Annotated in this window: 27 protein-coding genes; 10 read left to right on the top strand and 17 right to left on the bottom strand. The window is 54.8% G+C overall.

Annotated features, from left to right (window positions below; translation table 11 throughout):
- Positions 1 to 9: 9 nt before the first annotated feature.
- Positions 10 to 2,076, bottom strand: a complete 2,067-nt coding sequence (locus MTX78_RS20955; RefSeq protein WP_243798039.1) for a gliding motility-associated C-terminal domain-containing protein — start codon at positions 2,074 to 2,076, stop codon at positions 10 to 12.
- Between the two features lie 965 nt (positions 2,077 to 3,041).
- Here MTX78_RS20955 and MTX78_RS20950 point away from each other — a divergent pair.
- Positions 3,042 to 3,566: a hypothetical protein gene (locus MTX78_RS20950; protein WP_243798037.1), complete on the top strand. Its 525-nt coding sequence runs from the start codon at positions 3,042 to 3,044 to the stop codon at positions 3,564 to 3,566.
- A gap of 541 nt (positions 3,567 to 4,107) precedes the next feature.
- Here the strand turns inward: MTX78_RS20950 and MTX78_RS20945 are convergent.
- The 4 genes from MTX78_RS20945 to MTX78_RS20930 form a co-directional block, all read right to left on the bottom strand.
- Positions 4,108 to 4,305, bottom strand: a complete 198-nt coding sequence (locus tag MTX78_RS20945) for a hypothetical protein (RefSeq protein WP_243798036.1) — start codon at positions 4,303 to 4,305, stop codon at positions 4,108 to 4,110.
- A 30-nt stretch (positions 4,306 to 4,335) separates the two neighbouring features.
- On the bottom strand, positions 4,336 to 5,481 hold the full coding sequence (locus MTX78_RS20940) for a T9SS type A sorting domain-containing protein (RefSeq protein WP_243798034.1): 1,146 nt from the start codon (positions 5,479 to 5,481) through the stop codon (positions 4,336 to 4,338).
- A gap of 48 nt (positions 5,482 to 5,529) precedes the next feature.
- Positions 5,530 to 6,006 (bottom strand): NHL repeat-containing protein, encoded by a 477-nt coding sequence (locus tag MTX78_RS20935; protein WP_243798032.1) that lies wholly within the window; start codon positions 6,004 to 6,006, stop codon positions 5,530 to 5,532.
- Between the two features lie 84 nt (positions 6,007 to 6,090).
- Positions 6,091 to 6,666, bottom strand: coding sequence for an SH3 domain-containing protein (locus tag MTX78_RS20930; protein WP_243798030.1), 576 nt, complete (start codon positions 6,664 to 6,666; stop codon positions 6,091 to 6,093).
- Positions 6,667 to 6,759: 93 nt separating this feature from the next.
- Between MTX78_RS20930 and MTX78_RS20925 the strand changes: the two genes are divergently transcribed.
- Complete coding sequence (locus MTX78_RS20925) at positions 6,760 to 7,032, top strand: barstar family protein (RefSeq protein WP_243798029.1); 273 nt, start codon at positions 6,760 to 6,762, stop codon at positions 7,030 to 7,032.
- A gap of 290 nt (positions 7,033 to 7,322) precedes the next feature.
- Entirely contained in the window at positions 7,323 to 8,627 is a 1,305-nt protein-coding gene (locus tag MTX78_RS20920) for a PQQ-dependent sugar dehydrogenase (RefSeq protein WP_243798027.1), read from the top strand.
- A 479-nt stretch (positions 8,628 to 9,106) separates the two neighbouring features.
- Here MTX78_RS20920 and MTX78_RS20915 read toward each other — a convergent pair whose 3' ends face one another.
- Complete coding sequence (locus tag MTX78_RS20915; protein WP_243798025.1) at positions 9,107 to 9,298, bottom strand: hypothetical protein; 192 nt, start codon at positions 9,296 to 9,298, stop codon at positions 9,107 to 9,109.
- A 600-nt stretch (positions 9,299 to 9,898) separates the two neighbouring features.
- Positions 9,899 to 10,477, bottom strand: coding sequence for a BLUF domain-containing protein (locus MTX78_RS20910; RefSeq protein ID WP_243798024.1), 579 nt, complete (start codon positions 10,475 to 10,477; stop codon positions 9,899 to 9,901).
- Between the two features lie 295 nt (positions 10,478 to 10,772).
- Between MTX78_RS20910 and MTX78_RS20905 the strand changes: the two genes are divergently transcribed.
- From MTX78_RS20905 to MTX78_RS20895, 3 genes are all read left to right on the top strand, one after another.
- The gene (locus tag MTX78_RS20905; RefSeq protein WP_243798022.1) at positions 10,773 to 10,982 is read left to right on the top strand and encodes a hypothetical protein; all 210 of its coding nucleotides are present in this window, start codon (positions 10,773 to 10,775) and stop codon (positions 10,980 to 10,982) included.
- A 104-nt stretch (positions 10,983 to 11,086) separates the two neighbouring features.
- Positions 11,087 to 11,485 carry a hypothetical protein gene (locus MTX78_RS20900; RefSeq protein ID WP_243798021.1) on the top strand — a complete coding sequence of 133 codons (399 nt, stop codon included), beginning with the start codon at positions 11,087 to 11,089 and terminating at the stop codon, positions 11,483 to 11,485.
- 453 nt (positions 11,486 to 11,938) lie between these two features.
- Positions 11,939 to 12,868: a DUF389 domain-containing protein gene (locus MTX78_RS20895; protein ID WP_243798020.1), complete on the top strand. Its 930-nt coding sequence runs from the start codon at positions 11,939 to 11,941 to the stop codon at positions 12,866 to 12,868.
- Between the two features lie 113 nt (positions 12,869 to 12,981).
- Here MTX78_RS20895 and MTX78_RS20890 read toward each other — a convergent pair whose 3' ends face one another.
- The gene (locus MTX78_RS20890; protein ID WP_243798018.1) at positions 12,982 to 13,368 is read right to left on the bottom strand and encodes a winged helix-turn-helix transcriptional regulator; all 387 of its coding nucleotides are present in this window, start codon (positions 13,366 to 13,368) and stop codon (positions 12,982 to 12,984) included.
- 110 nt (positions 13,369 to 13,478) lie between these two features.
- On the opposite strand from MTX78_RS20890, the gene MTX78_RS20885 reads away from it, so the two are divergent.
- On the top strand, positions 13,479 to 14,135 hold the full coding sequence (locus MTX78_RS20885; RefSeq protein WP_243798016.1) for an NAD(P)-dependent oxidoreductase: 657 nt from the start codon (positions 13,479 to 13,481) through the stop codon (positions 14,133 to 14,135).
- A gap of 248 nt (positions 14,136 to 14,383) precedes the next feature.
- On the opposite strand, the gene MTX78_RS20880 is transcribed toward MTX78_RS20885, so the two are convergent.
- The 4 genes from MTX78_RS20880 to MTX78_RS20865 all read right to left on the bottom strand — a co-directional run bounded on the left by MTX78_RS20880 (position 14,384) and on the right by MTX78_RS20865 (position 16,743).
- Entirely contained in the window at positions 14,384 to 14,872 is a 489-nt protein-coding gene (locus tag MTX78_RS20880) for a YdeI/OmpD-associated family protein (protein WP_317258917.1), read from the bottom strand.
- A gap of 215 nt (positions 14,873 to 15,087) precedes the next feature.
- On the bottom strand, positions 15,088 to 15,558 hold the full coding sequence (locus tag MTX78_RS20875) for a carboxymuconolactone decarboxylase family protein (protein WP_243798015.1): 471 nt from the start codon (positions 15,556 to 15,558) through the stop codon (positions 15,088 to 15,090).
- Positions 15,559 to 15,613: 55 nt separating this feature from the next.
- On the bottom strand, positions 15,614 to 16,051 hold the full coding sequence (locus tag MTX78_RS20870; protein WP_243798013.1) for a carboxymuconolactone decarboxylase family protein: 438 nt from the start codon (positions 16,049 to 16,051) through the stop codon (positions 15,614 to 15,616).
- A 113-nt stretch (positions 16,052 to 16,164) separates the two neighbouring features.
- Positions 16,165 to 16,743, bottom strand: a complete 579-nt coding sequence (locus MTX78_RS20865) for a Crp/Fnr family transcriptional regulator (protein WP_243798011.1) — start codon at positions 16,741 to 16,743, stop codon at positions 16,165 to 16,167.
- Positions 16,744 to 17,374: 631 nt separating this feature from the next.
- Here MTX78_RS20865 and MTX78_RS20860 point away from each other — a divergent pair.
- Positions 17,375 to 17,683, top strand: a complete 309-nt coding sequence (locus MTX78_RS20860) for a helix-turn-helix domain-containing protein (RefSeq protein ID WP_317258916.1) — start codon at positions 17,375 to 17,377, stop codon at positions 17,681 to 17,683.
- 208 nt (positions 17,684 to 17,891) lie between these two features.
- Entirely contained in the window at positions 17,892 to 18,590 is a 699-nt protein-coding gene (locus tag MTX78_RS20855) for a porin family protein (protein WP_243798010.1), read from the top strand.
- A gap of 173 nt (positions 18,591 to 18,763) precedes the next feature.
- Here MTX78_RS20855 and MTX78_RS20850 read toward each other — a convergent pair whose 3' ends face one another.
- On the bottom strand, positions 18,764 to 19,336 hold the full coding sequence (locus MTX78_RS20850; protein ID WP_243798008.1) for a trypsin-like serine peptidase: 573 nt from the start codon (positions 19,334 to 19,336) through the stop codon (positions 18,764 to 18,766).
- Between the two features lie 981 nt (positions 19,337 to 20,317).
- Positions 20,318 to 20,560: a hypothetical protein gene (locus MTX78_RS20845; protein WP_243798007.1), complete on the bottom strand. Its 243-nt coding sequence runs from the start codon at positions 20,558 to 20,560 to the stop codon at positions 20,318 to 20,320.
- Positions 20,561 to 20,878: 318 nt separating this feature from the next.
- Here MTX78_RS20845 and MTX78_RS20840 point away from each other — a divergent pair, with 318 nt between their 5' ends.
- Positions 20,879 to 22,384 (top strand): T9SS type A sorting domain-containing protein, encoded by a 1,506-nt coding sequence (locus tag MTX78_RS20840; protein WP_243798005.1) that lies wholly within the window; start codon positions 20,879 to 20,881, stop codon positions 22,382 to 22,384.
- Between the two features lie 158 nt (positions 22,385 to 22,542).
- On the opposite strand, the gene MTX78_RS20835 is transcribed toward MTX78_RS20840, so the two are convergent.
- From MTX78_RS20835 to MTX78_RS20825, 3 genes are all read right to left on the bottom strand, one after another.
- Positions 22,543 to 22,803 carry a hypothetical protein gene (locus MTX78_RS20835; protein ID WP_243798004.1) on the bottom strand — a complete coding sequence of 87 codons (261 nt, stop codon included), beginning with the start codon at positions 22,801 to 22,803 and terminating at the stop codon, positions 22,543 to 22,545.
- 15 nt (positions 22,804 to 22,818) lie between these two features.
- Positions 22,819 to 23,082, bottom strand: a complete 264-nt coding sequence (locus MTX78_RS20830; protein ID WP_243798002.1) for a hypothetical protein — start codon at positions 23,080 to 23,082, stop codon at positions 22,819 to 22,821.
- A gap of 83 nt (positions 23,083 to 23,165) precedes the next feature.
- Positions 23,166 to 23,303: a hypothetical protein gene (locus MTX78_RS20825; RefSeq protein ID WP_243798001.1), complete on the bottom strand. Its 138-nt coding sequence runs from the start codon at positions 23,301 to 23,303 to the stop codon at positions 23,166 to 23,168.
- Between the last annotated feature and the right edge of the window lie 41 nt (positions 23,304 to 23,344).

Raw genomic sequence — 23,344 nt, 5'->3', positions numbered from 1 at the left:
TGCTACTATCTAGCGAGCTAGAGTAATGTTTCCCTTGACCACATGTTCAACATGGTCGCAGTCAGTAGAGTAGCGCCATAGGTAATAATATACTCCTGCTGCTGCATCAGCACCTGTCCAGAAGTCACCATACTGGTTGGTACTAAAAACTTCGCGGCCCCAGCGGTTGAATATGCGTAATTGGAAGGTGCGCGGATGCTGCAGATCCAGTTTGAAGAGGTCGTTGAAGCCGTCTGCGTTTGGAGTAAAAATGTTAGGTACGAATACGGCCTGAATAGGCTCGACACGCACTTCGGTAGCCGCTGAGGTAGCGCGGCAACTACCTTGCACTAGCTGTACCCGATAATACCCTGCCTGGGTAGCGGCATACGTGGGTTGCCCATTGCTATTAGTCAGCCTTTGCCAAGAACCGGTTGCGGAGGTGGCATACTCCCAATTGTACGAGGCACCAGCAGGCCTAGCAGTGGCAATACTCAACATTTCGGAAGACTGACCACAACGTAAAACAAGGGGACTATTTGGGCTGAGTACTGGCATGGGCACTGGGCTTATGGTTACGGTCACAGAATCTACAACGCGACATGCGCCGCTGCCCAATTCGTAGCGCAACACATGCCGGCCCGGCCCCGCTGTGGCTGCCGTGAAAATACCCTGCTGATCATTGGTGATGCCAATTCCTCGCCACAGCCCGCCGGCAGGTGTAGCTGCCAACCGCAGGACAGTATCGGCGCGGCATAGAGTAGTCGCCGGCGATTGGATGCGCACTGAGAGGGGGGCCACTACAATACTGATCGTATCTTGGCTGCTGCACGAGCCACTTCCTGCTAACGTGTAAGTTAATACATGTTGCCCCGGGCCAGCAGCAGTTGAACTGAAGGTGCCCATCGCGCTGCTGATGATACCACGGCCCTGCCATGTGCCGCCGCGTGGAGAGGCCGTAAGGGCTAAGGTACTGTCGCGGCCGCAAGTCAGGCGGGGCGGCGCAGACAAGATACGTGCTATCGCAGGGCGAATGATGATACTTATCGTATCTTGATTGCCGCATGGGTTAGTGCCAGGGATAGTATAAGTAATGACGTGGCGGCCCGCCCCAGCTATTGCTGACTGAAAGGTGCCAGTCTGTGGGTTCGTGATACCTGTTCCAGACCATGTGCCACCCGCTATACTCGCGGACAAAGTGATGGTGGTATCGCGAGCACAGGTAAGCGTGGGCAGGCTGGGGCGAGTAATACGCAATTGGGGATTGACAGTAATTAATACTGTGTCGAGGAAGGTACAACCTCCCGCAGTCAGCGTATAGGTAACCGGATGCGTACCAGCGCCGGCTAAGGACGGGGTGAAAAGTCCAGACGTTCCGTTAGTAACGCCAGGCCCGGACCAGGTGCCGCCGGCGGCGGTAGCCTGGAGTTGCACAGCGGGCGTAGTGTCACAGAAGGGACCGGCTGCGACGATGGCAGGACTCCACTGCACAAAGGCTTGGCCTGCTTCAACCAATCCTAGGGAATTGTGCCCCGGAGCACCTAAAATGAAGTTGTTGGTGTTACGGTCTAAGGCTACCCACGTACTGAGATAGCCGTAAGTTTGCGGTTGAGGAGCCCGGTAGCGGCGGTTGAAGCGCCAAACTCCATCGCGTAGTGCATACCTATATACCGTGCCAGCGCCAACCGGCGGCCGTGAATCCAGTTGGTCTCCCACTAGTAGTACGCCCCCATTCAAAGCGATGGCAAAGCCAAAACGGCCAGTGGTGTTGTCGGGCTTGTAAATGGTTTGGGTGAGTTGCCAAGTGGTAGCCGTACGGCGATAGATACGAACGCCGCCGTTGGCATCGGCGCTTACGGCAGCGTAATCGCCATGGAGCCCCACACTGATACCTGCTTTACTCCGATTAGGATAGACCTCAAGTTGCGTGAATACCCACGCACCCGATGGCGTGCGTCGGTAGAAGTGAGCGGCAGCCTGCCCTATGTTGAATTGGTCGTGTGCGCCAACAACTAAATTATCGCCTTCCATGGCCAAGCTACTGCCATAGTCGTATCCAGTATTGCTGTTGCCTTGCGGAGTAAGGGTAGAAACCAAGGTCCAAGGTTGACTGGGAATGGCTGGTTGCCGGAACACATAGACCGCAAAATTTTGAGTGCCCGTATAGTTGCTACCAACGGCTACATCAGTGCCACTTTTAGTTATGGAAAAGCCAAAGCCAGAAATGGTGCTGCTAGGATTCGTGAAAAAACCGGTTTGCACCCATTGAGTACCTTGACGAGTGTACACATACACAGCGCCTCGTCCGAAAGCAGGCGTGCCAGGGCGCGTATAATTATTGGCCGTGATCAGGGCAGTATTTTCATCGATATAGACATTGCTGGCGTAGGCATCGAATGGGACAGTGTCAGGAGCACGAAGCGTTTGTCGGTGGACCCATACACCACCTGTGTATTCATAGATATCGGCCTTACCAGCCACAGTGCCGAATGCATCGTAATTTGACCCTACAACGGCAAATCGCTCACTGATACTCGCACGGAAGCCAAAGAGGGCCCGTGTATTAGGGACGGGGGCATCTAAAGTGAATAAGTCGCAGTTGCCGGGCAACTGTGCCTGTGCAGATAGACATGGAAATAGGAGTATGAGATATAATAAGATAGAATTTATGTATTTGCGTAACATATTGTTATTCAGAATTCTTGATAGAAATTGTTGTAATCCTGACAAAAAATAACTTGTCTATACTCAAGTTCAGTTTATCAGGGCAAAGGTAGAAATAGTCTATTTTCCTAGAGTAACCTTGAAAGTAAAGCCGGTAAAAAACTGTGCGCGCTCTTGTTGCCCACTCACGCCAGCTGTGTCCTGCAGGTCACGCGGCATGAAGTTCAAGCCGTAGCAGACGCTGCCTACTAGCAGAGTCCAACTGTGTTTGATAGTGTTAAGTCCACTGGCTTTGTGCCGGGCCCGAAACTTCAGGCTGTTGAAGATCCTGCTTTTAAAGCAAAGGAATAGTGCTCTGTAGATACACAGGTGCGGCCAAAAATGAATAAGTTTAGCCTATGAGACAAAGCCGTACACCCGTCACCAATTGCCTTATAAGTGTTTCTGCCGCTAATTGGTGCGTGCTCGTGAGTATGCTGGCCTGTACTATTGGGGCCTGCAAAAAGGAGTCGAACCCCGCTCCAATTCTTGATGCCAAAACTAGCCAGTTAACTGCTCGTCCGTGGCACATTGCAGCGGGTAGTACTACGGAAAACACGCAACCACCTCAGATAGACGATTGGATGGCTAACATGCCGGCTTATCGAAAAGACGACACCTATCTGTTCAAAGCCGATAATAGCCTCGTGTTCGATGAGGGGGTGCTAAAGCAAAATCCCTCCGACCCGCAGACGGCGAGTGGAAAGTGGCAATTCGAGAGGAATCAACTCGAGTTGACCATTACGCTTCGCAAGCCCGTGCCACTAGGGACAATCGGTATTGGCTCCTCTACGACCCATTCCATTCAAGAGCTTAGCGCATCTACGCTTCGCCTAACGAGTGGCACACAGGCACAGTCCGTGGTGGTAACGCTTACGAACTAAAGCATATAATGCATTACGTATATTCACCTATGCATAATAAAGCCCGGCCAGTGGTCGGGCTTTGTTGTTGTGCAATTAGCTTGTGCCGCAGCCTTACGTGGTGATTAACACAGTGAAGAATTCAACTTACTGCGTAGGATCGGTATCCACCTTTAATTCCAGTGAAGCCTGTACGACTGGAGCTACGGCGGAAAGCAGATCCAATCCTGTCACAAAGCATAGTTCGGACCGCTATCCTTCCGCCACGCGAAGGCCCTACTCTTGTTCTGTAGTCCATAGAACTACTCGCCACCCAATGCTATTTAGCAGGAGGAGAATTCCATACTGGGATTCGCGGAAAGAAAGCAGCAACTTCATTGGGTCGGAAAGAATGTGCTCTTGATGCGCTGAGGTAGGGAGAGGTAACCTGGGTTTTCTGCTTACTAGCATTTCACACCCTCGTGCGAGTTAGAGGCGTAGTCTATGCGGTAAGGATGAAGTGGTTCTAGCGTAGCAACCGCTGCTTCTATGCTTCGAACTCTTCGGCAGTGAGCACGCCCTGCTACCGCAACTGTTCGAGCTTCTGCAGTTCGTCGGCAACAGAGAAGGAAGCGGTTGGCGGCTGTACGATGACGGTGTGTTTTGCTGGTCGCAGCAATCGCCAAATAGCCGCCAAGATGAGAATCAGGAGCAGGCTCATAATGGTGAGCAATTCGGTAGCGCCGATATCACCCATGAACAGCAGAAGGGTAACGAACATAAAGAAGCAGAAAATCTAAATGCATAAGGTCTACTCCACGACTAGCCGGCCACTAACCTGGTGGCCCTGCGCATCGGTGGCTCGTACCACATACAAGCCAGGGGTTACTCCCTGTAACGACACGCTACCTCCGGGAGCTACTACGGTGGTGCGGGCTATGCGGCCTACGGCATCCAGTAACTGCACCTGATTACCAACGGGCACAGAAGGAAGGTGCACGGAAGTAGTAGCAGGGTTAGGATAAAGCCCTGTCGAGAAAGTAGGGCGGGCTGATGTAGCGAACGTGTGGTTGCCAAGGCGGGCTACAAAGGATTCATAGCCAGTGGCAGAGTTAGCTATAGAAAGCGGGCCGAAGTTACAACTACCCGTAAAAAGCCCATGTACATATACCTCCCCCGTGGCATCAATGCCAAGATAAGTGCCGGTATCTGCGCCGGGGCCACTAGCTTGTTGCGCCCACCGTAGCTGCCCTTGTGGCGTATAGGCTGCCACCATAATGTCGCGGCTGCCGGTGCTGGTAAGCGTAGCCGAACCAAATTGAGCGGTACCCGTGAAATAGCCTGTTACGTAGGGATTGCCGCTGGTATCCAGGCTCACGCTGGTTAGTCCGTCCACGTTGGGTCCCCCTACAGATTGCACCCATTGCATCGTGCCTTGCGGCGAGTATTTTACGAGGCACCCATCGAAGTTGCCAGCCCCAGACAGTGTGGTATTGCCGAACGTGGCCGGGCCAGTGAAGCTGCCTACTACGTATAGGTTGCCAGCCGCATCAACTACTCCGTCCCGCATGTTCTCTTCACTAGGTCCGCCGAACTGTTGTGCCCATTCGAAATTGCCTTGGGCATTATATTTTGCTATTAGCACATCATTGCTGCCACGACTGGTGAGGGTCGTATTGCTAAATAGAGGGGACTGATTAAACGTATTCAGAATGTACATCTCACCGGTAGGGGTGACTGCCAGCTGCGGATAAAAGTAATCAAAGGTGCCTGGGCTGGTAGACGTAGCGTAATAAAAGGCAGATGCTAATGACTCTATGGTGCCAGTAGCCGCTGATAAGCGTGCCGTAAAGACGCTATTCACATTAGTAGGCAACGTAACTGTGGTAGAACCAATCGTGATGGTTCGGGAAAAAACCCCGGTTATATACACATGGCCGAGGGCGTCGGTACCCACCCCACTAGCTGTGGGTGCATTGTCAGGTGTCGGAACGCTCTGTTGCGCCTACTCGGGTGTGCCTTGCGGCGAAAAGCGCACTACAAAGGCTTTAGAGGTAGTCGTGCTACCCCCATCGAGCACGACACTGGCCGACAGCGCAATCGAATTAGTGAAATCTCCTGCAACATAAGTGTTGCCAGTCGCATCGAGCGCAACACTGAACGCCAGATCTCGGCCTGTCGAACCCAATTGGCGCACCCACGCTATGGTGCCCGTTGGAGTGTATTTGGCTATGTATCCATCGATGTTGCCTTGGCTGGTTAGAGAGAGGCCATCAAAAGTAGCCGTGCCCGAAAACGAGCCCACTTCATAGGTGTTGCCATTCGCATCAACAGCGGCGGCGCCTGATACAGTCAGGTTGGTGCCTACAGCACGGGCATTTTGCCAGGTAGGTGTAGATTGAGCCAAGGCGCCAACATGCAGCAACGGAACGGCCAACAGCGAGCAGACGTGACGGAGGATAGAAGAAGTAGATGTGTGCATCAAATAGTATAGTTTGGGTAGAAGGGAGGTTTGCTTGTTAGCATACTACAGCAAAAAGGTGTTATCCAAGCAGTCGGAGCGTGGTTAAAAGCATTTCATGCACTCGCGTAAGCCTGAGTTTCTGGCCTCGCTGGTGGTGGCTATCTTGGTTTGATAGGTGCAGCGGCGCATAGCCGAGCAGTCCTCACTATTATGGTAAACTTCTGTGCGGCCATTGTTGCAGATGTATGCTTTCGGTCCCCTGGAGTGCTTGGAAGACACTGGGCGGGTGGCAGGGTGCCCAGCCACCACCCGCGGCGATTCGACAGTGCTGACCTTGGTATAGGCCTGCCCGCCGGCAACTTCCACTATCTCCCAATCAACTGTTTCGGCCGTAACCTGGTCCTGCTCTTCGACGAGGTATTCCGACTTGACATAGCCAAGATAGTCTTGCACCTGCACTTGGCTCCAGCCATCGGCACGCTCTTCTACCAGCAGTAGCCGGCTCGCTCCGTCAAGGCGAGCTAAGGCTTGTGCGGCAGCGGAGGGAAGCGCTCGTAAGGTTAAGGATGAAGCATTGACGTAGCGATAGGAGAGAAGTTGTTCCTGCGTGTCCGTCTGGTCGACCCGAGCACTGTCGCGAACCTGTGCAGAGGCTACCAACGACAAGAAAAAGAGCACCTAAACAAGTCGACCCTGTTTCATGAATAGAAGTATTGCTATAAATAAGTTCGGCAAAATGCCGGATTCCCTGCACTCTTCCTACTTTACCGCATGACCCTAGACCTACGCGGCATCACCACCAAAGCTGCCCTGCACGAGCTCTTCAAAATTCAGCTGGGCTTTCCCGACTGGTACGGCGTGGGCTGGGCGAGCTGGGACGCCTTCTGGGACTGCATCATCGCCATCGTCGAACTGCCCGAGCAGCTGGTGCTGGTGAACTGGGAGGAATTTGCTCAAGCTTGCCCGAAGGATATGGGCATCCTGCGGCAGGTAATACAGGACTACGAAACCGAGCGGCCGGGTAAGCGCATTGTGCTGGTCTAGTTACTGGCTCGGCACTAAACGCTAACTCTAGCCAAGGGCTTTCTCATTGCGCTACGCGGCGGAGGTCACCAAGCTACGCCAACCTTCCTCGAAGTTACGCTATGATGCTATGATACGCCCTTTTAGCCGCAACAACTCTGGTACGTGCGCACTAGCAGTCTACAAGCACAAATAAGCTACGCCTTCGGAGCGCAGTGAGTGAAGTCATCCGTCAGGAGCATTCGGTAAAGCTGGTCCATAACGGCCTAGTTGAGGTTGCGTATAGCCTTCTGTACGCCAACCAACTCGCTATGAAACTTACTATTTACGTACTGTCCGGAGCGCTGCTGCTGGGCTTGAATGCCTGCAACAACGACGATGATAGCAACACCGAACCGCAGGTGGCCGACTTCCCGACGGAAACGCTGACGCCCGCCACCACGACCATTCGGCTCGCCGAGTTGCCGGCGCCCTACGCGACCCCGTCCGCCACCAACTACCCGCAGGTGCTCATGGAGCGCCCCACGGATGCCAAACTACGGGTGCCGCAGGGATATGCCGTCAACATCTTTCGCGAGGACGTGCCCACCGGCCGCTGGATGGCCATCGCGCCCAACGGCGACGTGTTTGTCGCGCAGATGATGCAAAACCAAATCACAGTGCTGCGCGACGCCGACGGAGACGGCCGAGCTGAAACCAGCAGCGTCTGGGCCTCAGCGGGGGTACTCGACCGGCCGATGGGTATGGCCTTCAACGGGAACAGTTTCTATGTGGCCTGCTCCGGAGCGCTGTTGCGCTACGAGTACACCAGCGGTCAGACCCAGGCCGCGGGGGCGCCGACCAAGTTGGCCGACCTGCCGGGTGGGGCGCAGCATCCGGCTCGCTCCCTGATGCTGTATAACAACAAGCTCTACGTGGGCATCGGCTCGTCGCAAAACGCGACGGTAGAACAGGACCCCCGTCGGACCACCATTCAGGAATTCAACCTCGATGGCACGGGCCAAGCCACCTACGCTTCGGGACTGCGCAACCCGCAGGGCATGGACGTGAACCCGGCTCGAGCGGGGGAAATCTGGACGGTATCCAACGAGCGGGACTTGCTCGGTGACGATCTGGTGCCGGACTACGTGACGGCGGTGCCCCGCGGCGGCTTCTTCGGTTATCCCTGGGTGTATTTGGCGCCTACCAACCGCGACCCGCGAGTGCCCGGCCCGGTGCCGGCGGAGGTCGCTACCACCCGTACGCCGGAAGTGCTGTTGCGGCCGCACTCGGCTGCTCTGGGCCTGACGTTCTACAATGGCACCGCTTTTCCTGCTGATGCCCGCGGCGATTTGTTCGTGACTATGCGCGGCTCTTGGAACCGCGCCGAAGGCAGTGGCTACAAAGTGGTGCGCATCCGCATGAATGCGGCTGGCGTACCCGAAACGGCCGGGGCAGATGGGCGCGGAGCGGGCTATGAGGACTTCGTTACGGGTTGGCACCTCAATGACGGCCAGCGCGCGGCCCCGCAGGTGTGGGGCCGGCCCGTGGGCATCACGGTGGCTAGTGACGGGGCGCTGCTCATTGCCGAGGACGGAGCCGGCGTTATCTGGCGCGTGAGTTACCGCGGTATGTAATCTGCTGCGGTTTTAGAAGCGAAAAGCCTGGCCACTGGCCGGGCTTCTTGTTGTGCAGTTATCTTGCGTCGCAGCCTTACGGGATGATTAACAGTGAAGAATTCAACTTACTGCGTAGGATCGGTATCCACCTTTAATTCCAGCGAAGTCTGCACGGCTAGTTCAATAGAGCAAGCAGAACGCATTCAGATGCATTCAGGCGGGCCTAGAACAAGCCAGCGCTAATGTGTGGAAGATCCAGCCATTAGAAGCAGGACGGGTAGGTATGCAGGTTAGTTACTGCTTCGATTGGCAGACCATTGAAAGGATCAACCGTGTGCTTGACACGGTGCAACGCTCCATCGGCGCTACCTTGGAAGAAGAGTGGGAACACCGTCGCATGCGTACCAATGCGGTGGCTAGTCTGGAACGAGAAGGCACCTCGCGTGATTGCTCGCAGGGGCTATCTATGTAGGGAATACGGATGCGCTTACTCGACGTTACTCTAACCCAACGAACAGGCCACCAACTAACATAGCCCGGCCAGTGCGCAAGGCTTCTTCGCCGTCTTCTTGGGCAATATACTCGCCGTCAATGGTAGCGTAACCCGGCGCGACGTCCAGGGCGCTGAGCGTAAACAAGTGAGACGCAATGGGTAAGGGAGCAGAACACGAAGGTATAGAAGTAGGCAAGGTAAGTGTGAGTGGATAGAAGCGCGAGGAAGCTTTGTAGTACTGCAAAGCTACTTCACCTACTAGCCGACCAACAGGACACCTCGTGCGCTACTGTGACTGGTGTTATCCTTAGTATAGTATGCTTTCACAAGTATATAGCACCATCAATCATCTCCTGTTCAGCTTAGAAGGCTTTTTTTCGTAGTGCACTAGTCTAAGAGTTTGGCTATTTGTGACAAAGAGCTAGAGCAGACAAGTCCGCACGTGTGTCAGATGTACAAGCTGTAGACAGGCAATCAGCGTGGGCACTTCGCCGTCTTTTGGTCCCGTCGCCGTACATACCCCACCATGCCAGCAAAGTACATTCTCTCTTTCCATGCCAGGGCTCCAGGCATTAGCCTGGAGTTAGTATGACATAATCTAACCGGATTGTCCGATAGGGGTAGTATTCCACCAGCCGAACGCCTCGTTGGCCAGGGCGTCGGGCGCAAACGCTGCTTGTATTGCGTGTTGCTCGACACATGAGGACTCGAGAAGAAAACGGCTGCATTCTAAGCAGACAGTCTGAGCTCATAAGTACCCCGTTACTGGCGCTACTAGGCAACATTCCATCTACGTTTACAGCCTGCTGAACGCTTGCAGCAAGGTCAGTAGGTGCGGATCAGTTATGGGAAACTGAGGCTGCACAAGTGCCTGCTCACGCGCTTCCAGGTGTGAGATCAACCAGTAGAAAGTTGTTGGTGGTGGAGTAGTCAGGGCCATGCGCCAGTCGGCAAACCACCGGGTAGAGCCGGCCGCGTCGCTTAGAGTCTCGATCTGTTCATGCCGCGGGTCTTGGCAGATGGCGGCGTAGAGTTCGAGTACCGACGCTTCCGGCCCTTCGAGTAACTGCACAAAGGTCCCATCGCAGTAACAGAGTAAGCCGGTGATGTCGCTATACGTGTTGTAGGGACGCGAATGCGCAACCAAGTCCGTGAGCTGTTCCTGCGTAAACGGGTGGGTAGCTCGGCTACGGTAAAGAATGTGGTGTACACGCGCCGCAAATAAAGACGGGATGTCGTCGAGTGCAATCTCGCCTTGGGCAAAGCGTTCAAGTAAGTGCTGCTCGTAGGGGTGCGGAGTAAAGCGGGTGTTCTCGGTGAGGGTCAAGACCCACGCGACGGCTTTCTGCCGCCGTAGTAGGTCGGAATTCTTCATAGTAGGTATACGCAGGCCACGTGAACAATTGACTCCGCATAACTACGGGTTTTACCGGGGGCCACTACGCAAAAGCAGCCTGACCGTATAGAAGCCGATGGTGTACTTCCACAATCGCGTCGCGCGCATCACGCTGCACTCCGGAGCTGACTACCTGCACCTACACTGGGGGCCCGGTCTGCACACGGATACTGCCCTGCAGCACGTAATGGAGCAAGTGCTGGGGGCCTTGCAAACCCATCACTGGCAAAAGCTGCTGGTCTCCCAGCAGGCCGAGCTCCCCTTCTCCGTGGAGATGCAAGTCTGGTTGCAACTCGATTGGCGGCCCCGGGCTCTACGAGCGGGCTACCGGTACTGTGCTTTAGTGCAGCCGCCGGATCTGCTCTCGCATATGGCGCTGGTCGACATCCTGCACGATCAGACCGCGCCTTGGCCCCGCTATTACACGGGCGTGAGCGAAGAGGAGGCCCGCGCGTGGCTGAGAACGCAACCACACGTAGCGTAGCTCTGCCCTAGCGAGCGTTTTTTTGTGGTCTCTCGTATACTAGTACAACATGGGGTGACCGCAACGAGCGAGGCGCCAATGTACCTGTTCTTTCCCTGGTCCTGATGGCTTTTTCGACGGCACCTGCTGCCAGTATCGTGTTCCACCCCGCCGGCTTTTTGCACGTGACGTGGCTAGCAGGACCCATCTCGAGCGCAGCTACGCGCGCCGTCTTAGAGCGCGTCCTGCTCGAGCTGCGCACTTGGGGGTGCCATAAAGTACTCACCGACCAACGCCTAGCAGACCCGCCCGCTGACGAAGACGCAGCGTGGTACATGCTCGACTGGTTGCCGCGGGCGGCCCAACAAGGCTACCGCTACGGCGCCATCCTTAACTCCACCCACTTGTTTGCGCGCCTCGCGGTGCACAGTATAAGCCTGCAGGCAATGCAGCACTCAGGTGTCGTTTATCAGCATTTCGATCGAGAAGACCTAGCTGTCGCGTGGCTCCTAGCCCAAGAATAGAAAAAGTCTGGCAATGTATTTGCACTATGTAAATATGTTTGTACATAGTTTATAATCCTTTCTTCGTTTTACATGCTAAAAGACTCTACTCCATATCGTTTTACCGAGGAATTAGGGGCCTCTACGCTCTTGTGTATAGTATCTGCCTTGGCCTTGCTGGCCGAGCTTGCTTTGGTGTAATGGTACTAGCCTCTAGTGTGTGTTCAATGAAGCATACTCGTGCCCGGATTCGACGCCTCTTGTGCTTGAGACGGATTCTACTTCTTTGCTTGCTTCTAAGTCTGTGCCTACTGGTTGACGTGTGGTTTTTCAGTTGACAATCGCCTTACTCATAGCGCTGGTAGTCACCGCTACGTGAGGGTATCAAACGTAGGCTGTCTATCGTATATATAGGTAATAGAGTAACCCTGAAGCTCCTTGTTCGTTGCAGCAGGAATATCCTCCGTCGCCTGTATGCACCGTACGATTGAACTGGCCGTTCCGCCCGACGTAACTGCTTCTCTGCAAACCGAACTTATCTCCTTGGATGAAGTCATTGGCCTGACCCTCCAACGAGGAGCTTCGCTCAAACCAGCCGGCGATGTGCTGATTGTGCACGTGCTCAACCGTGGGGCCAATGAGGTACTGCGTCGGGCCCGCGCCGCCGTGACGGACCACCAGGCCTTAAGCATCGTGACCAGCGAGGCGACCAGCTTCATTTCGCCAGCCAGCCACCACGCCGTAGATGACGACCGGGACGAAGCCATCTGGGAGGAAATGGAAAGCGGTTTGCGCCATCAGGGGCGCATCACCACCAATTATCTGCTTCTAATGGCTCTGGGTGGGGTGGTGGCGGCCATCGGCCTTGTGTCGGAACCGGTGCCGCAGGCCGTGGCTTTTGTCGCCTCGGCTATCATTGCTCCCGGCTTCGACCCCATGACCAAAGTGCCCCTGGGCTTGGTATTGCGACACTGGCCGCTGGTGGGCCGGGGGCTGGTTTCGGTACTGGCCGGTTACGCCGTACTGGTTGGGGCAGCGGCCCTGACCATGCTAGCCTTGGTGGCGGCCGGCGAAACCAGCGCGGACGCCTTGGCGGCGAATGGCGAAGTCCAGCACTTAGCGCATCCGAAACTCCTGGAACTGCTTATGGCCGCCGCCGGAGCCCTGTCCGGCATAGTCATTCTGGCGGCGTTTCGGCGCAGCTTTCAAGCTGGTCCGCTGATTGCCATGGCTTTTATTCCCGCAGCGGCATTGGTAGGAGCTGGGCTTGCCGTCGGGCGGGTAGACCTAGCGGTGGAGGGCTTAGAGCGGTTTGGTGCCGACTGGGGCTTCATCCTAGCACTGGGCGCTCCCTTCCTTTGGCTCAAGCAACGCTTCCTGCACCGGCGTCAACCCTTGGTATAGACTGGCTTGCTCATAAAAGCGCTGAGAGAAGCCAATCAACTCTTTTGCCATCCTGCCTCGACGCCCGGCCACTGGTGGGGCTTCCGGCTTATGCTGGCGGTACCAGCTGAATCTTAATCCCGGTCTGTATGGCGGCGAGGGGTAGGGTCGTCCGGCCGCTTGCTGCCGACAACCGCCTCATAGTGCAGGTAACCCCAATCGGCCATGGCTTGCACCACGGGCAGCAGCGTACGACTATGGGCCGTGCAGGCGTACTCGACGCTCACGGGCCGGGTGTTACACACGGTGCGCGTAACTAAGTGGTGCCCTTCCATTTCCTGTAACTCCTTCGACAGAATACGCGGGGAGACGCCTAGTTCGCGGCTGAGTTCTTTGAACCGGTACGGACGCACAAGCAACACGGCCAGGATGATGAGTTTCCATTTGCCGCTGACGACGTCCAGCGTATCGTGCACGGCTTGGTGTTGGCTCTTGGCTTCGGAGCCGGGGCAGACGAGCATAGGGGTATTGTTTTGGTAACCGGTATCAAACAGGTAACGCACCCCAAAGCTACTACCCCCGGCAGGTAGTTTTGCATCCGCAAGCAGGGAACAATTCCCGCTACCACTTCATGAAAAGAATCCTGCTCTACGGGGCCACCGGCCGCACCGGCCGCTTGATTGCCGAGTATGCCCTGCAACAAGGCTATGCCGTGACGGTACTCGTGCGCAACCTCGACAAACTCGCTATTACTTCTCCGCACTTAACCGTTATCCAAGGCTCGCCCACAAACCTGGCCGATGTGCGCCGGGCTATGCCGGGCTGTGATGCCGTGCTTAGTGCCTTGAGCGCCTTAAGCGAGTCCGAGTCGTTCTTGCGCAAGAGAATAGTGCCGCCTCACACGTTGGCAACGACCATGCGCCACACGATTCAGGTGATGGAAGAACAGGGTCTGCAGCGCATCGTCACGCTCTCCTCCATCGGGGCGGGCGACTCGCGACCCTACGCGCCATGGTACATGCGCCTGATTATTCGGCTCACCAACTTCAAGCTGGTGTTTGCCGACCACAACCAACAGGAAACCCTGTTGCGGCAGTCTACCCTGGAGTGGGTGATTGCCCGTCCCGTGGCACTCAACAACAACGCACCGCGCCAAGAATTAGTGGTGCGCTACGAGCAAACACCTTCGCCATTTGCCCTCAGCCGCCAGCAGTTAGCCAAGTTTATGGTAGACGCTCTGGCCAGCAACGCGTTTCTGCATAAAGCCCCGTTGCTGGCAGAGAAGTAAAGAGCAGGTGATCTATTGAACTACACGGAAGCCTGGCCGGTGGTCAGGCTTTCTTATTCTTAGGTGCTATGACAACCACAAAGGGTGCCCGTTGGAATGAACACTCTTTGTGGTTGTGTGGGCACTGTGCTTGCTGGAAGGTGGCTTCGTAAATGTATGTTTTCGTACGATTATGAAAGGTGTTAAAGTTCAGCTTTGTGTCAAAGAAGCGTAGTCACTCTCGGTCAATCGGAGCAGAGGTAAAGCAGCTAGCGTAGCGAGTAAGGGCTACACTCGTCTTGCAACCCCTTGCCCAGAAGAATGTGCTGCAGATATTTCTCCACTCGTGCCAGCCGAGTGGTCGTTTGCTTGGGTTCCGCAAAATGCAGAAGGTAGCCTCGTTGCCGCCCCGGCGTTAGGGCATAGAATGCCGTGTTGAGCCCAGGTATGGTTTGCAGCTTAGCGAGGAATTCCTGTGGAAGCGCGAGTTCTTCGGTTTTCTTGTAGTCCACCTTCAAGCCGGACTTTTCCACGGCAATAGCCTCGTCGAGGCACGCTGTGATCAGGTGTTCCTGGGCGAGTATTTCCTGCACACTCGTTAATCGCAGTTGTCGCACGGCTTGCATGTTTTCCTTTTGCTGGACCAGCAGACCGTGCGCATCTTGGAGCAGGGCGCCGTTGAAAGAATTGAGCGCGCAATAGGTCTTGAACGCGTGCAGCAGGACGACATTCTTTTTCTGAAACGTGTAATAGGGCATACTTCATTTCAACTCCTCACGCAGGCCGCTAGCCAGTACAATCCGTCGCAACTGTGCTAGGGCTGTTTCCCATGTTCTAACGGTGCAGGCGGGCGTACCGACTAAAGAGCAACGGCCGCACCCATCGGCAACATCGGGGCAAACACATTACGTAGCGTGTCGAGCGTAACGTTGGAAGCGTTGCGCTGGATATGGTATTATGTATATTGCTGATGTTAAGCAGGTATTAAACGAGCGGCGATGCCTAGCCGGTTCCAAGCGTTCATGTTGGTTACGGCCAACAGCACCTGCGCCACGTAGGGCACACCCAACAGACGCACGGCCTCGGCATAAGTGGCGTCGGAGAGGTGGTGCGGCACAAGCAGCGTTAGCTCCTCGGTAAAGGCGAGGATGGCCCGCTCTTCCGCCGTGAAGTAAGGCGACTCCCGCCACGCGGGCAGTGCGCGCAGGCGCTGCTCCGTTTCACCATGGGCCAACGCTTCTGTTGAATGCGACTGAATGCAGTACGCGCAGCCATTCACCTGCGAGGTACGGACTTTGATTAAGTCCCAGTGAGCCTTGGTAAGAGCTGATTGAGTTAAATGCTGGTCGAGCAGCAGCAAGCCGGCGTAGGCCTGGGGTTCGACGAGGTGCAGCGTGAAACGCGACTGCGGCACGACAGGGGCGGAAGGGGAGGTTTCGGGCATAAGAGGTAACGTAACAAGGAGAGGTAAAACGAACGCAACGCGTACAGGCGACACCCTAAACTATCACCGGTAGATGAGTCGTGATAGCCACGCGGTTCCAGACGTTGATGGTGGCAATAGCCATAATGACCTGGGCTAAGTACTGCTCATCAAATAAGGCCGCAGCCGCGTCGTAGGTCACATCCGACACATGGTGCTGGTGGATAAGAGTTACTTCTTCCGTAAGGGCTAGCAGGGCTTTTTCCTCCGGAGTGAACAGTTCCCCGGCTTCGCGCCATACGGCCACCAAGTGCAGGCGCTGGTCGGTTTCGCCGTGCTGGCGTGCTTCGTTCACGTGCAGGTTGATGCAAAAGCCGCAGCCGTTGAGCTGCGAAGCCCGCAGCTTGATTAGTTCGGCATGGATCGGCGTGAGGCGGGACTGGCTTAGGTATTTCTCCAGTTCATAGACGGCTTTGAAGGCTTCGGGCTCGGTTTGCTGAATGTTAACGCGCATGGTAGCAGGGGTTAATAAGGGGTTGAACGATGCGTCAAAGGTCGAACCCCCGTGCCCCGCTTCTCCTTAATCTAGGTTAAGAAAACGCCGGCCAGTTGCGCGTACGGCCGGTGTTAAGAGTGGCCGGCTTTCGCCCGGACTTTACTGAGAAACTCGGGCGTGAAGCCGAGGTAGGACGCGAGCATGTATTGCGGCACCCGCTGTACAAACCCCGGTTGGGCTGCGGCAAAATGATAGTACCGCTCTTCCCCGGAAAGGCCAAACAGGAACTGGTTGCGGTACTGAGCCGCGGCGACCGTACGCTGCAAAATCAGGCGGAAATACCGTTCCAACTGGGGAAGGCGATGGAACACTTCCTCCTGCACCGACTGGTCGAAGACGACCACGTCCGTTGGCTCCAGGGCCTGCACAGTGAAGGGCGTTGGCGTCTGCGCGCTCAGGCTCGCATAATCTGTCACCCACCAGTTTTCGATGCTGAACTGGATGATGTGCTCGGTGCCTTTATCGGAGAGGAAATACGTGCGCAGACAGCCGCCAAGCACGAAATAGCTGGCTGAGCAAACCTGGCCTTCGCGCAGCAGAAAATCTTTGCGGGCAACCGTCTGGGTACGCAGGTAGCTCACCAGTATGTCGGTTTCTGTTGGTGTCAGGGTTACGTAGCGAGCAATATGGGCGAGCAAGGGAGCGTACATACCAAGCGGCTTATGGCGGATAGTATCTAACGTTACAATAACGCACACTTTCTGATGGCTACTTATTCCGGAAAGAGTAAGCAGGCGGGTTTAAAAAAATACCTGAAGGGTATAATTCACTGGATGCCTCTATTCTCATCATAAATAAGAAAGTCCCTACCTAAGGAGCTTTCCTATTTATGATGAGAATAGAGTATATCTGTAGGAGTCATATTTGAGTAAGTATTACGCGTTATATGATGTCCGTCTACAATGTAAACTCATCTACTCATTACACAACAAAGCCCGGTCATTGGCCGGGCTTCTTCCTTCTTATAGAACAGCCGTACGTTATCTGGTACTTAAGACTTGCTAGGTAATGGTATACCTAAACGGCGAGCTTCATCGAAGGCTAAAAGGCGCACTAAACTAGATACAATTACACCGCGTGCCTTAGCAACAGACTCGACAAGCCCCTTTTCATCGGCTTCAAATGCTGAATTGGAGCCGACGGAGAGAAGCAGTAGTTAAGCCCGTGGGCGTATCTAGAGTGAGAACAAGTTCGCATAAATGCACACCTTGCTGAGCAGGTGGCACGAGTAAATAAGGAGCTGGCGCAAGTAGGAGATGTGGGCGGTACTGATAATGCCATATGAACGGCCACTTCAACAGCCCTGAGTTACCGGAACGAGGTGTGCCTGCGGTGCACTATGTGGCCGACTGCTTACAGCTCTCCCCCAAGTATTTGAGCAACCTAATGCGCGTCGTGACAGGGCAAAATACTCAGCAGCACATTCATGCCCACTTGATTGCGAAAGCAAAGGAAAAGTTGTCGGCCACCTCTAGCACTGCGAGCGAAATTGCCTACGAATTCGGATTTGAGCATGTACCCTCGTTCAGCAAGCTCTTCAAAGCGAAAACTAGTCTGTCGACGCGGGAGTTTCGAGCCACTTTTCCGTGATAAAGCGAGGCCCGTAAGAGATATTGACTTTTGGGAATGAGACAGGCTCACCAAGGGTATATCAAACCGCTATACCCGTTTAAGAAGTCCCACTTATGGGAATGGGCTCTTTGGGATTGCCAGCTGTTCGTTCTATCTTTCTTGAGCTGCCAACCTTCTGTGCGTCAGCTTACTCTGTGTAGTACTCACCGCTTTATTATTACACGCTATGATCCGTCACTTTACACTTTCGCTCTTAGGGTTGCTGGCAGCTACTAACACGCTACAGGCACAACACCTTAGATTCGGCGTCAAAGCCGGGCTCAATGCCAGCACCTACTACGGTGGCGACGTGGCGAACCCCCGTTTCCGACTAGGGCCTATGGCGGGGGTGCTGGCGCGCCTACCCTTGTTTACCCACCTGGACGTACAGCCTGAATTGCTGTTCGAGCAACGCGGTGCCCGTACCTCGTACACAAAGGAGTACCGGGGCACCGATACGAACGTGAAGTACACGTACCAGGAAAGAAGCTTGTTGCACTATATCGGGCTACCGGTCCTAGGGCGCGTGCACGGGGAGAAGTGGTTTGCCGTCGCGGGGCCGCAGCTAAGCTATTTGGTAGGGGCACGGCGGCGGGGCCATTCTAGGGCGGAATTGGCTAGCGGCGTACCGGATCCCGCGTTCGTGTTTCCCGAGGCAACCAGCGTACGCGGGACGAACGATTATCAGCGCTGGGAAGTGGGCTACGTCGTCGGCATCGGCTATCAAGCAACCACTCGCTTTGGTGTCGAGCTGCGCTATGCCGCGGGCCTCACGTCAGTTCGCCAGCCCCTCGACTATGCTACTACTATCCCAACCAGCCGGACCGAAGGAATCCGCAATCGCACTCTGCAAGCACAGGTGAGCTATCAGTTGAGTGCGCTTTAGCCGCAGACAAGTACCAGTTACTAAAAGCCCCGCCAAACGAGCGGGGCTTTTCGAGCGAGAATTGAATGAGCCTTGTTGATAGCAGCGCAACTAACAGATGAGAGCAAGTGCAATAGATTTAGTTATCTGCTAGGTAATGTATCTGTTTAACGTCCCGGTTTTTGCAGGGCAGCTTAGTAGTCTTCGTTAAATTTAGTCCAGTTCGTTACCCCGGCGGTTTTGTTACCCGGTTTGTAAGGTGGGTCAGCTGCTCCGTCCGTGTGTACCCCGACTAAGACAGCTTTTCCGTCTCGTATTTGCAGCAGTGGGCTGCCACTGGCGCCGTCTGTTAGTGCATCAGTAACGTACCACATTCGGGTAAGATCGGTTAAAGTGGCGTCATTCTCTTCGGGAGCGACGGCCCAGCGCCCCGGGGCGTAGGATAGACTGGTGAGCTTACTGTCTGGATAGCCTATCAGATATAGCGAGTCAGTGAGCACAGGAGGAGTCGTTGCTATAGTTGCCGGTAGTAGCCCTGGACGCAAGCGTTGCATAGCAGTCTCGCTGATGCGAATGAAGGCGTAATCATACTTTATTCGCGCTTTTTTGTGCCGAATTACTTGTGGGTAGATGAACAAGCTAGAGGTGACGGTGTTGCGCTTAATGTAGTCAGCTGAGAGGGTCAGTGACTCCGGAGTGGCGCTTGGTACCGCCTCCCGTACGTAGAGGGTTAGCCACTTGACGTAGCGGTTGGGACTGCGATACATGTTATGGGCACAGGTGACGAGAATGCCGTTGTCGAGCAGAAAAGCAGAACCCCCATAGCTGCCAAACGTCTTAGGGAACGAGAGATGAACGATGTTCTGCAGTAGGTCGCGTTTGGTCATCGATTACGCGCCTGCGGACAAGGCCGAGGCCAGTACGATTCCTGTAAGTAGTGCTTTCCTCATGGCGCAAGATAGAAGGCACTGCCCCTCTAGCAAGCAAGAAGCCTGTTCTGGTACTGGTTCAGTGTTAGGTGCTGTCGGCTCAATTGAGTGCGCGAGCGGATTAGGAGTCAGCCAAGCAGAAGGTGAGCTACTCTGTAAAAACGACTGCCGTATAATCGAGGGCTTGCAGCTTCGCAATGTGCTGCTCGATGGCCTGTTTCAGGGCTACCGCAACTTACTGGCGCGAGGCTCCTAATCCATAGATCGGTTGTAGCCCCCACGTCTCAGGGTCTGCTAAGGTCGCCTCACAAGAATCGGTTTTCCCTTTCCCATCATTGTAGATCTGGATCATCACGTGAAGATGTACAGAAGATGTAGTTCAGTACCGATCATACTGTATAGACCACCTGCCCAGCTATTGCCGAGGCCCGCAAAGACCAGGAAATCTTTATCCATTCGTGGCACAGCCGGGTATCACCTGCCGCTTAGCTCTATGCTTGCTTCCAGCACCGGGAGTCCCGTAATGTCGCTGTGTTGACACCAGCAGTACCAGTCCCAAAGAGAAGGGAAGTAGCTGCTGGCCAAAGGAAAGTGAGTGCGGCAGGCGTGGCGCCGGCGCGCGCGCTCGGCTAGACGAGGCAAAGAAAAACGCTTGGTCATAGCGACGACTTACGAAGGTGCAGGCCTGCTTGGATTTATTATGCACTGAAGCAGGAGTTGATCCGGTGTTGGTACACTATTTGACAAGCTCTAGTCACATCCTATCTGCAACCACACTTACCAAAAAGCCCCGACAGTTGCCGGGGCTTTTTATTTGTATCAATTGAAGCAGTGTTTCCAACACGTGTGTATCTCCTCATACAAGTCCATCGGCACATCCTGATGGATCTCAATGCGGCTGCTATGATTGCCAATCTCTAGCGTGTAGCAGTCAGCAATCTTCTTGCCTTCTTCTTCCAAGTACAGCTTGTGGCGTTCAGCCAGGCCAACGGCACAGACGAGAAAGGCTTGATGGCGGCGCTCGGTATCGGCGCTATAAATGGGGGTGATAGAGGCGTGCATAATAATTAAGGGTAGGTGTGATCATCACTGCAAATGGCTTGCCAACCGTGGGGCACCGCTGCGACTAAAGTGAAGGGCTTACGGACGCAGTCTTGTTCTTGTCAGTAACTCATATACTTCTTATTCTCCAATTTAGAAGACGCGAAAGTTGGGCTGTAATTGCTGTTGAGTTATCTTTGTGGGGATATATCCAGTTATATGCTACACGATACGCTACGCCAATTGGCAGTTGTTTTTTTGATCCTGAGTGCTGCTCCGGCATGGGCGCAAACCACATGGCAGAGGGTCAGTCAAGTTGAAGGCGCTGGCGGCACTAATGTGCAAATCGCACTTGATGGGGCTGGTAACACCATTGTGGCTGGTAATTTTGCCACTACCCTAACCTTAGGTACTTATGTGCTCACCAGCACAGGCAATTCCGATGTGTTTGTGGCTCGTATGAATGCTTCCGGCGAATGGACGCAAGCCGTGCGGGCTGGGGGAGAGGGCGACGACTATATATATGATATAGTAGTGGATGCCACAGGAAATGCGTTGTTGGCGGGTTATTTTGGAGTTCTGCGCGGAGGACTGGCTTCTACTACCGCGACCTTCGGCACCACCACCCTAACGAGCGCCGGCAATGCCGATCTTTTTGTAGCACGGCTGAACGCAGCTGGGCAGTGGACCCAGGCGGTACGAGCCGGGGGGCCAGGTCCCGATTACGCGCAATCTATCGCCATAGATTCGAATGGCAGTGCCGTTCTAACAGGTACTTTTGACAATACCGCAACCTTTGGCACGATTAATCTAACAAGTACCGGAAGTACGGATGTTTTTGTGGCTAGGCTAAGTGCAGCTGGTACTTGGACCCAGGCGGTGCGGGCGGGGGGAGCCGCGTTTGATTCTTCTTCCTCTCTTGCTTTAGAGGGGAACGGTACGGCCGTTATCGCGGGCTACTTCGGTGGTTCGGCGGCCTTTGGCACTACACTGCTTACCAGTGCGGGTAACAACGATGCCTTTGTGGCAAGGGTTGATGCCGCGGGAAATTGGATCCAGGTGGTGCGGGCTGGCGGTACCGATGGTGATTATGGCGGCCAGGTCGTACTCGATAATGTTGGCAATGCTACCCTCACCGGGTATTTCCGCGGCACAGCCAGCTTTGGCGCCACATCCTTAACCAGTATGGGCTCAGCGGATATTTTCGTAGCTCGCTTAAATCCCTCCGGAGAGTGGGGTTTTGCCGTTCAAGCCGGAGGCTCCGAATTAGATGCGGCTTTTGGGGTAGCATTGGATGGGCAAGGGAACGTGGTCATCACCGGATTTTTCACAGGCACGGCGCTCTTTGGTTCCACTAGCTTAACAAGTGCTGGAGGACGCGATCTTGTAGTCGCTACGCTTAACTCCACCGGCTCCTGGACGCAGGCCGTGCGTGCTGGCGGCCCAGGCGACGATTTCGGAACAGCTTTAGTCAGTAAAGGAACAACGGTGGTGGCAGGTCTGTATGCGAGCCCAGCTACCTTTGGTCCTACAACCCTGTCGAGTGTACGCGACGGAGCGTTTGTCGCTCACCTGACGAATATGGGGCTAGCGACCCATACACCGCGTTCTGCTTCTCCCTTTAGCTTGGCTCCCAACCCCGCTCTGACACGTACCGTGCTCACCCGGAGCCCACTCACTACCGGCCGTCAGGTGGTGCAGGTGCTCGACGGACTGGGTCGGCAGGTAAGCTGGTTTATACTAGAGCAGGGAAGCAAGACGATACCACTCGACTTGACGGGTCTCGTTCGGGGCTTGTATTGGGTCCGGATGGGGGCATCGGTATCTCGCCTTGTGATAGAATAAATGCTTGAGATAGTCCTGCAAGTAAGTACTAAGTAAGTAAAATAATTACAATCATTGCTGTTGCGCTCAATAGCTACTGCATTTTGCGCAAGGGGCTCTACCTTCGAGCGTATTCCCGTGCAACCATGAGTTCCAAGAAGCTTGCTATCCCCGCTGATTTAGCTGCCTATACCGAGCGTAAGGCCTTCAGCCGCATCTTTCAGTACAAACCGCTTAACTAGTACGACCATCTGCTGTGCGTACATGGTGACCGGGGGCAGGGCACGAGTGGCGAGGTCGCGCACCTGAAAATTGCCGAGTCGGCCTACGAGGCGATTGCCGAGCGGGAATCCCATCTGTTCCGCAGCGACTTCTTCGTGGTAGCCGACATGTACGTGCTGGTGCAGCAAGAGGTAACTGTTGCTGCTGACTAATAACACACGGATGAGGCCTCCCTACTCCAGAGCTAAATCATCCAGATTAACAACAGAGGCATAGGGTTCCAGCAAGGCCGTGCTCACAAACGTCCGCAACCGGTCTTGGAGCACATTATAGATGGGATTGTAGAACAACTCGACAAAGGAGGCTCCGCCCATGTAGTAAGGAGCAACGGTATCTACTTCCTCATAGCGGGTTGCTACATGTTGCCTTTCGTCCCACACCAGTACTATTTGCTGCTCGAAGGGCAAGGCCCGAAAGGCATAATGGGTGGTGGGCATGATCTATGATGAGCTATACGCAGACAATAACGATGACAGGTTACTACCATGTACACTTAGCTTCTAGGAAACGTGCTACTAGGTTACTCTTTAACAAGCTTAGTGGTGCGGCCACTAATTGCATCGTACAGCAAATACAGGCCGGCGGGCAGGGTTTGCACGTCCAGCGGCTGGGCGGACACTTTACCAGTGCGCACGACTTGGCCGAGTTGGTTGAGCAACTGGTAGGGTGTGCCCGCGGGACCGCATAGGGTGAGGGCCG

The sequence above is a fragment of the Hymenobacter tibetensis genome, from assembly GCF_022827545.1.
Taxonomy (GTDB): Bacteria; Bacteroidota; Bacteroidia; order Cytophagales; family Hymenobacteraceae; genus Hymenobacter; species Hymenobacter tibetensis.
The sequence above is the reverse complement of the archived record's forward strand: the minus strand, read 5'-3'. Positions and strand labels throughout refer to the sequence as shown.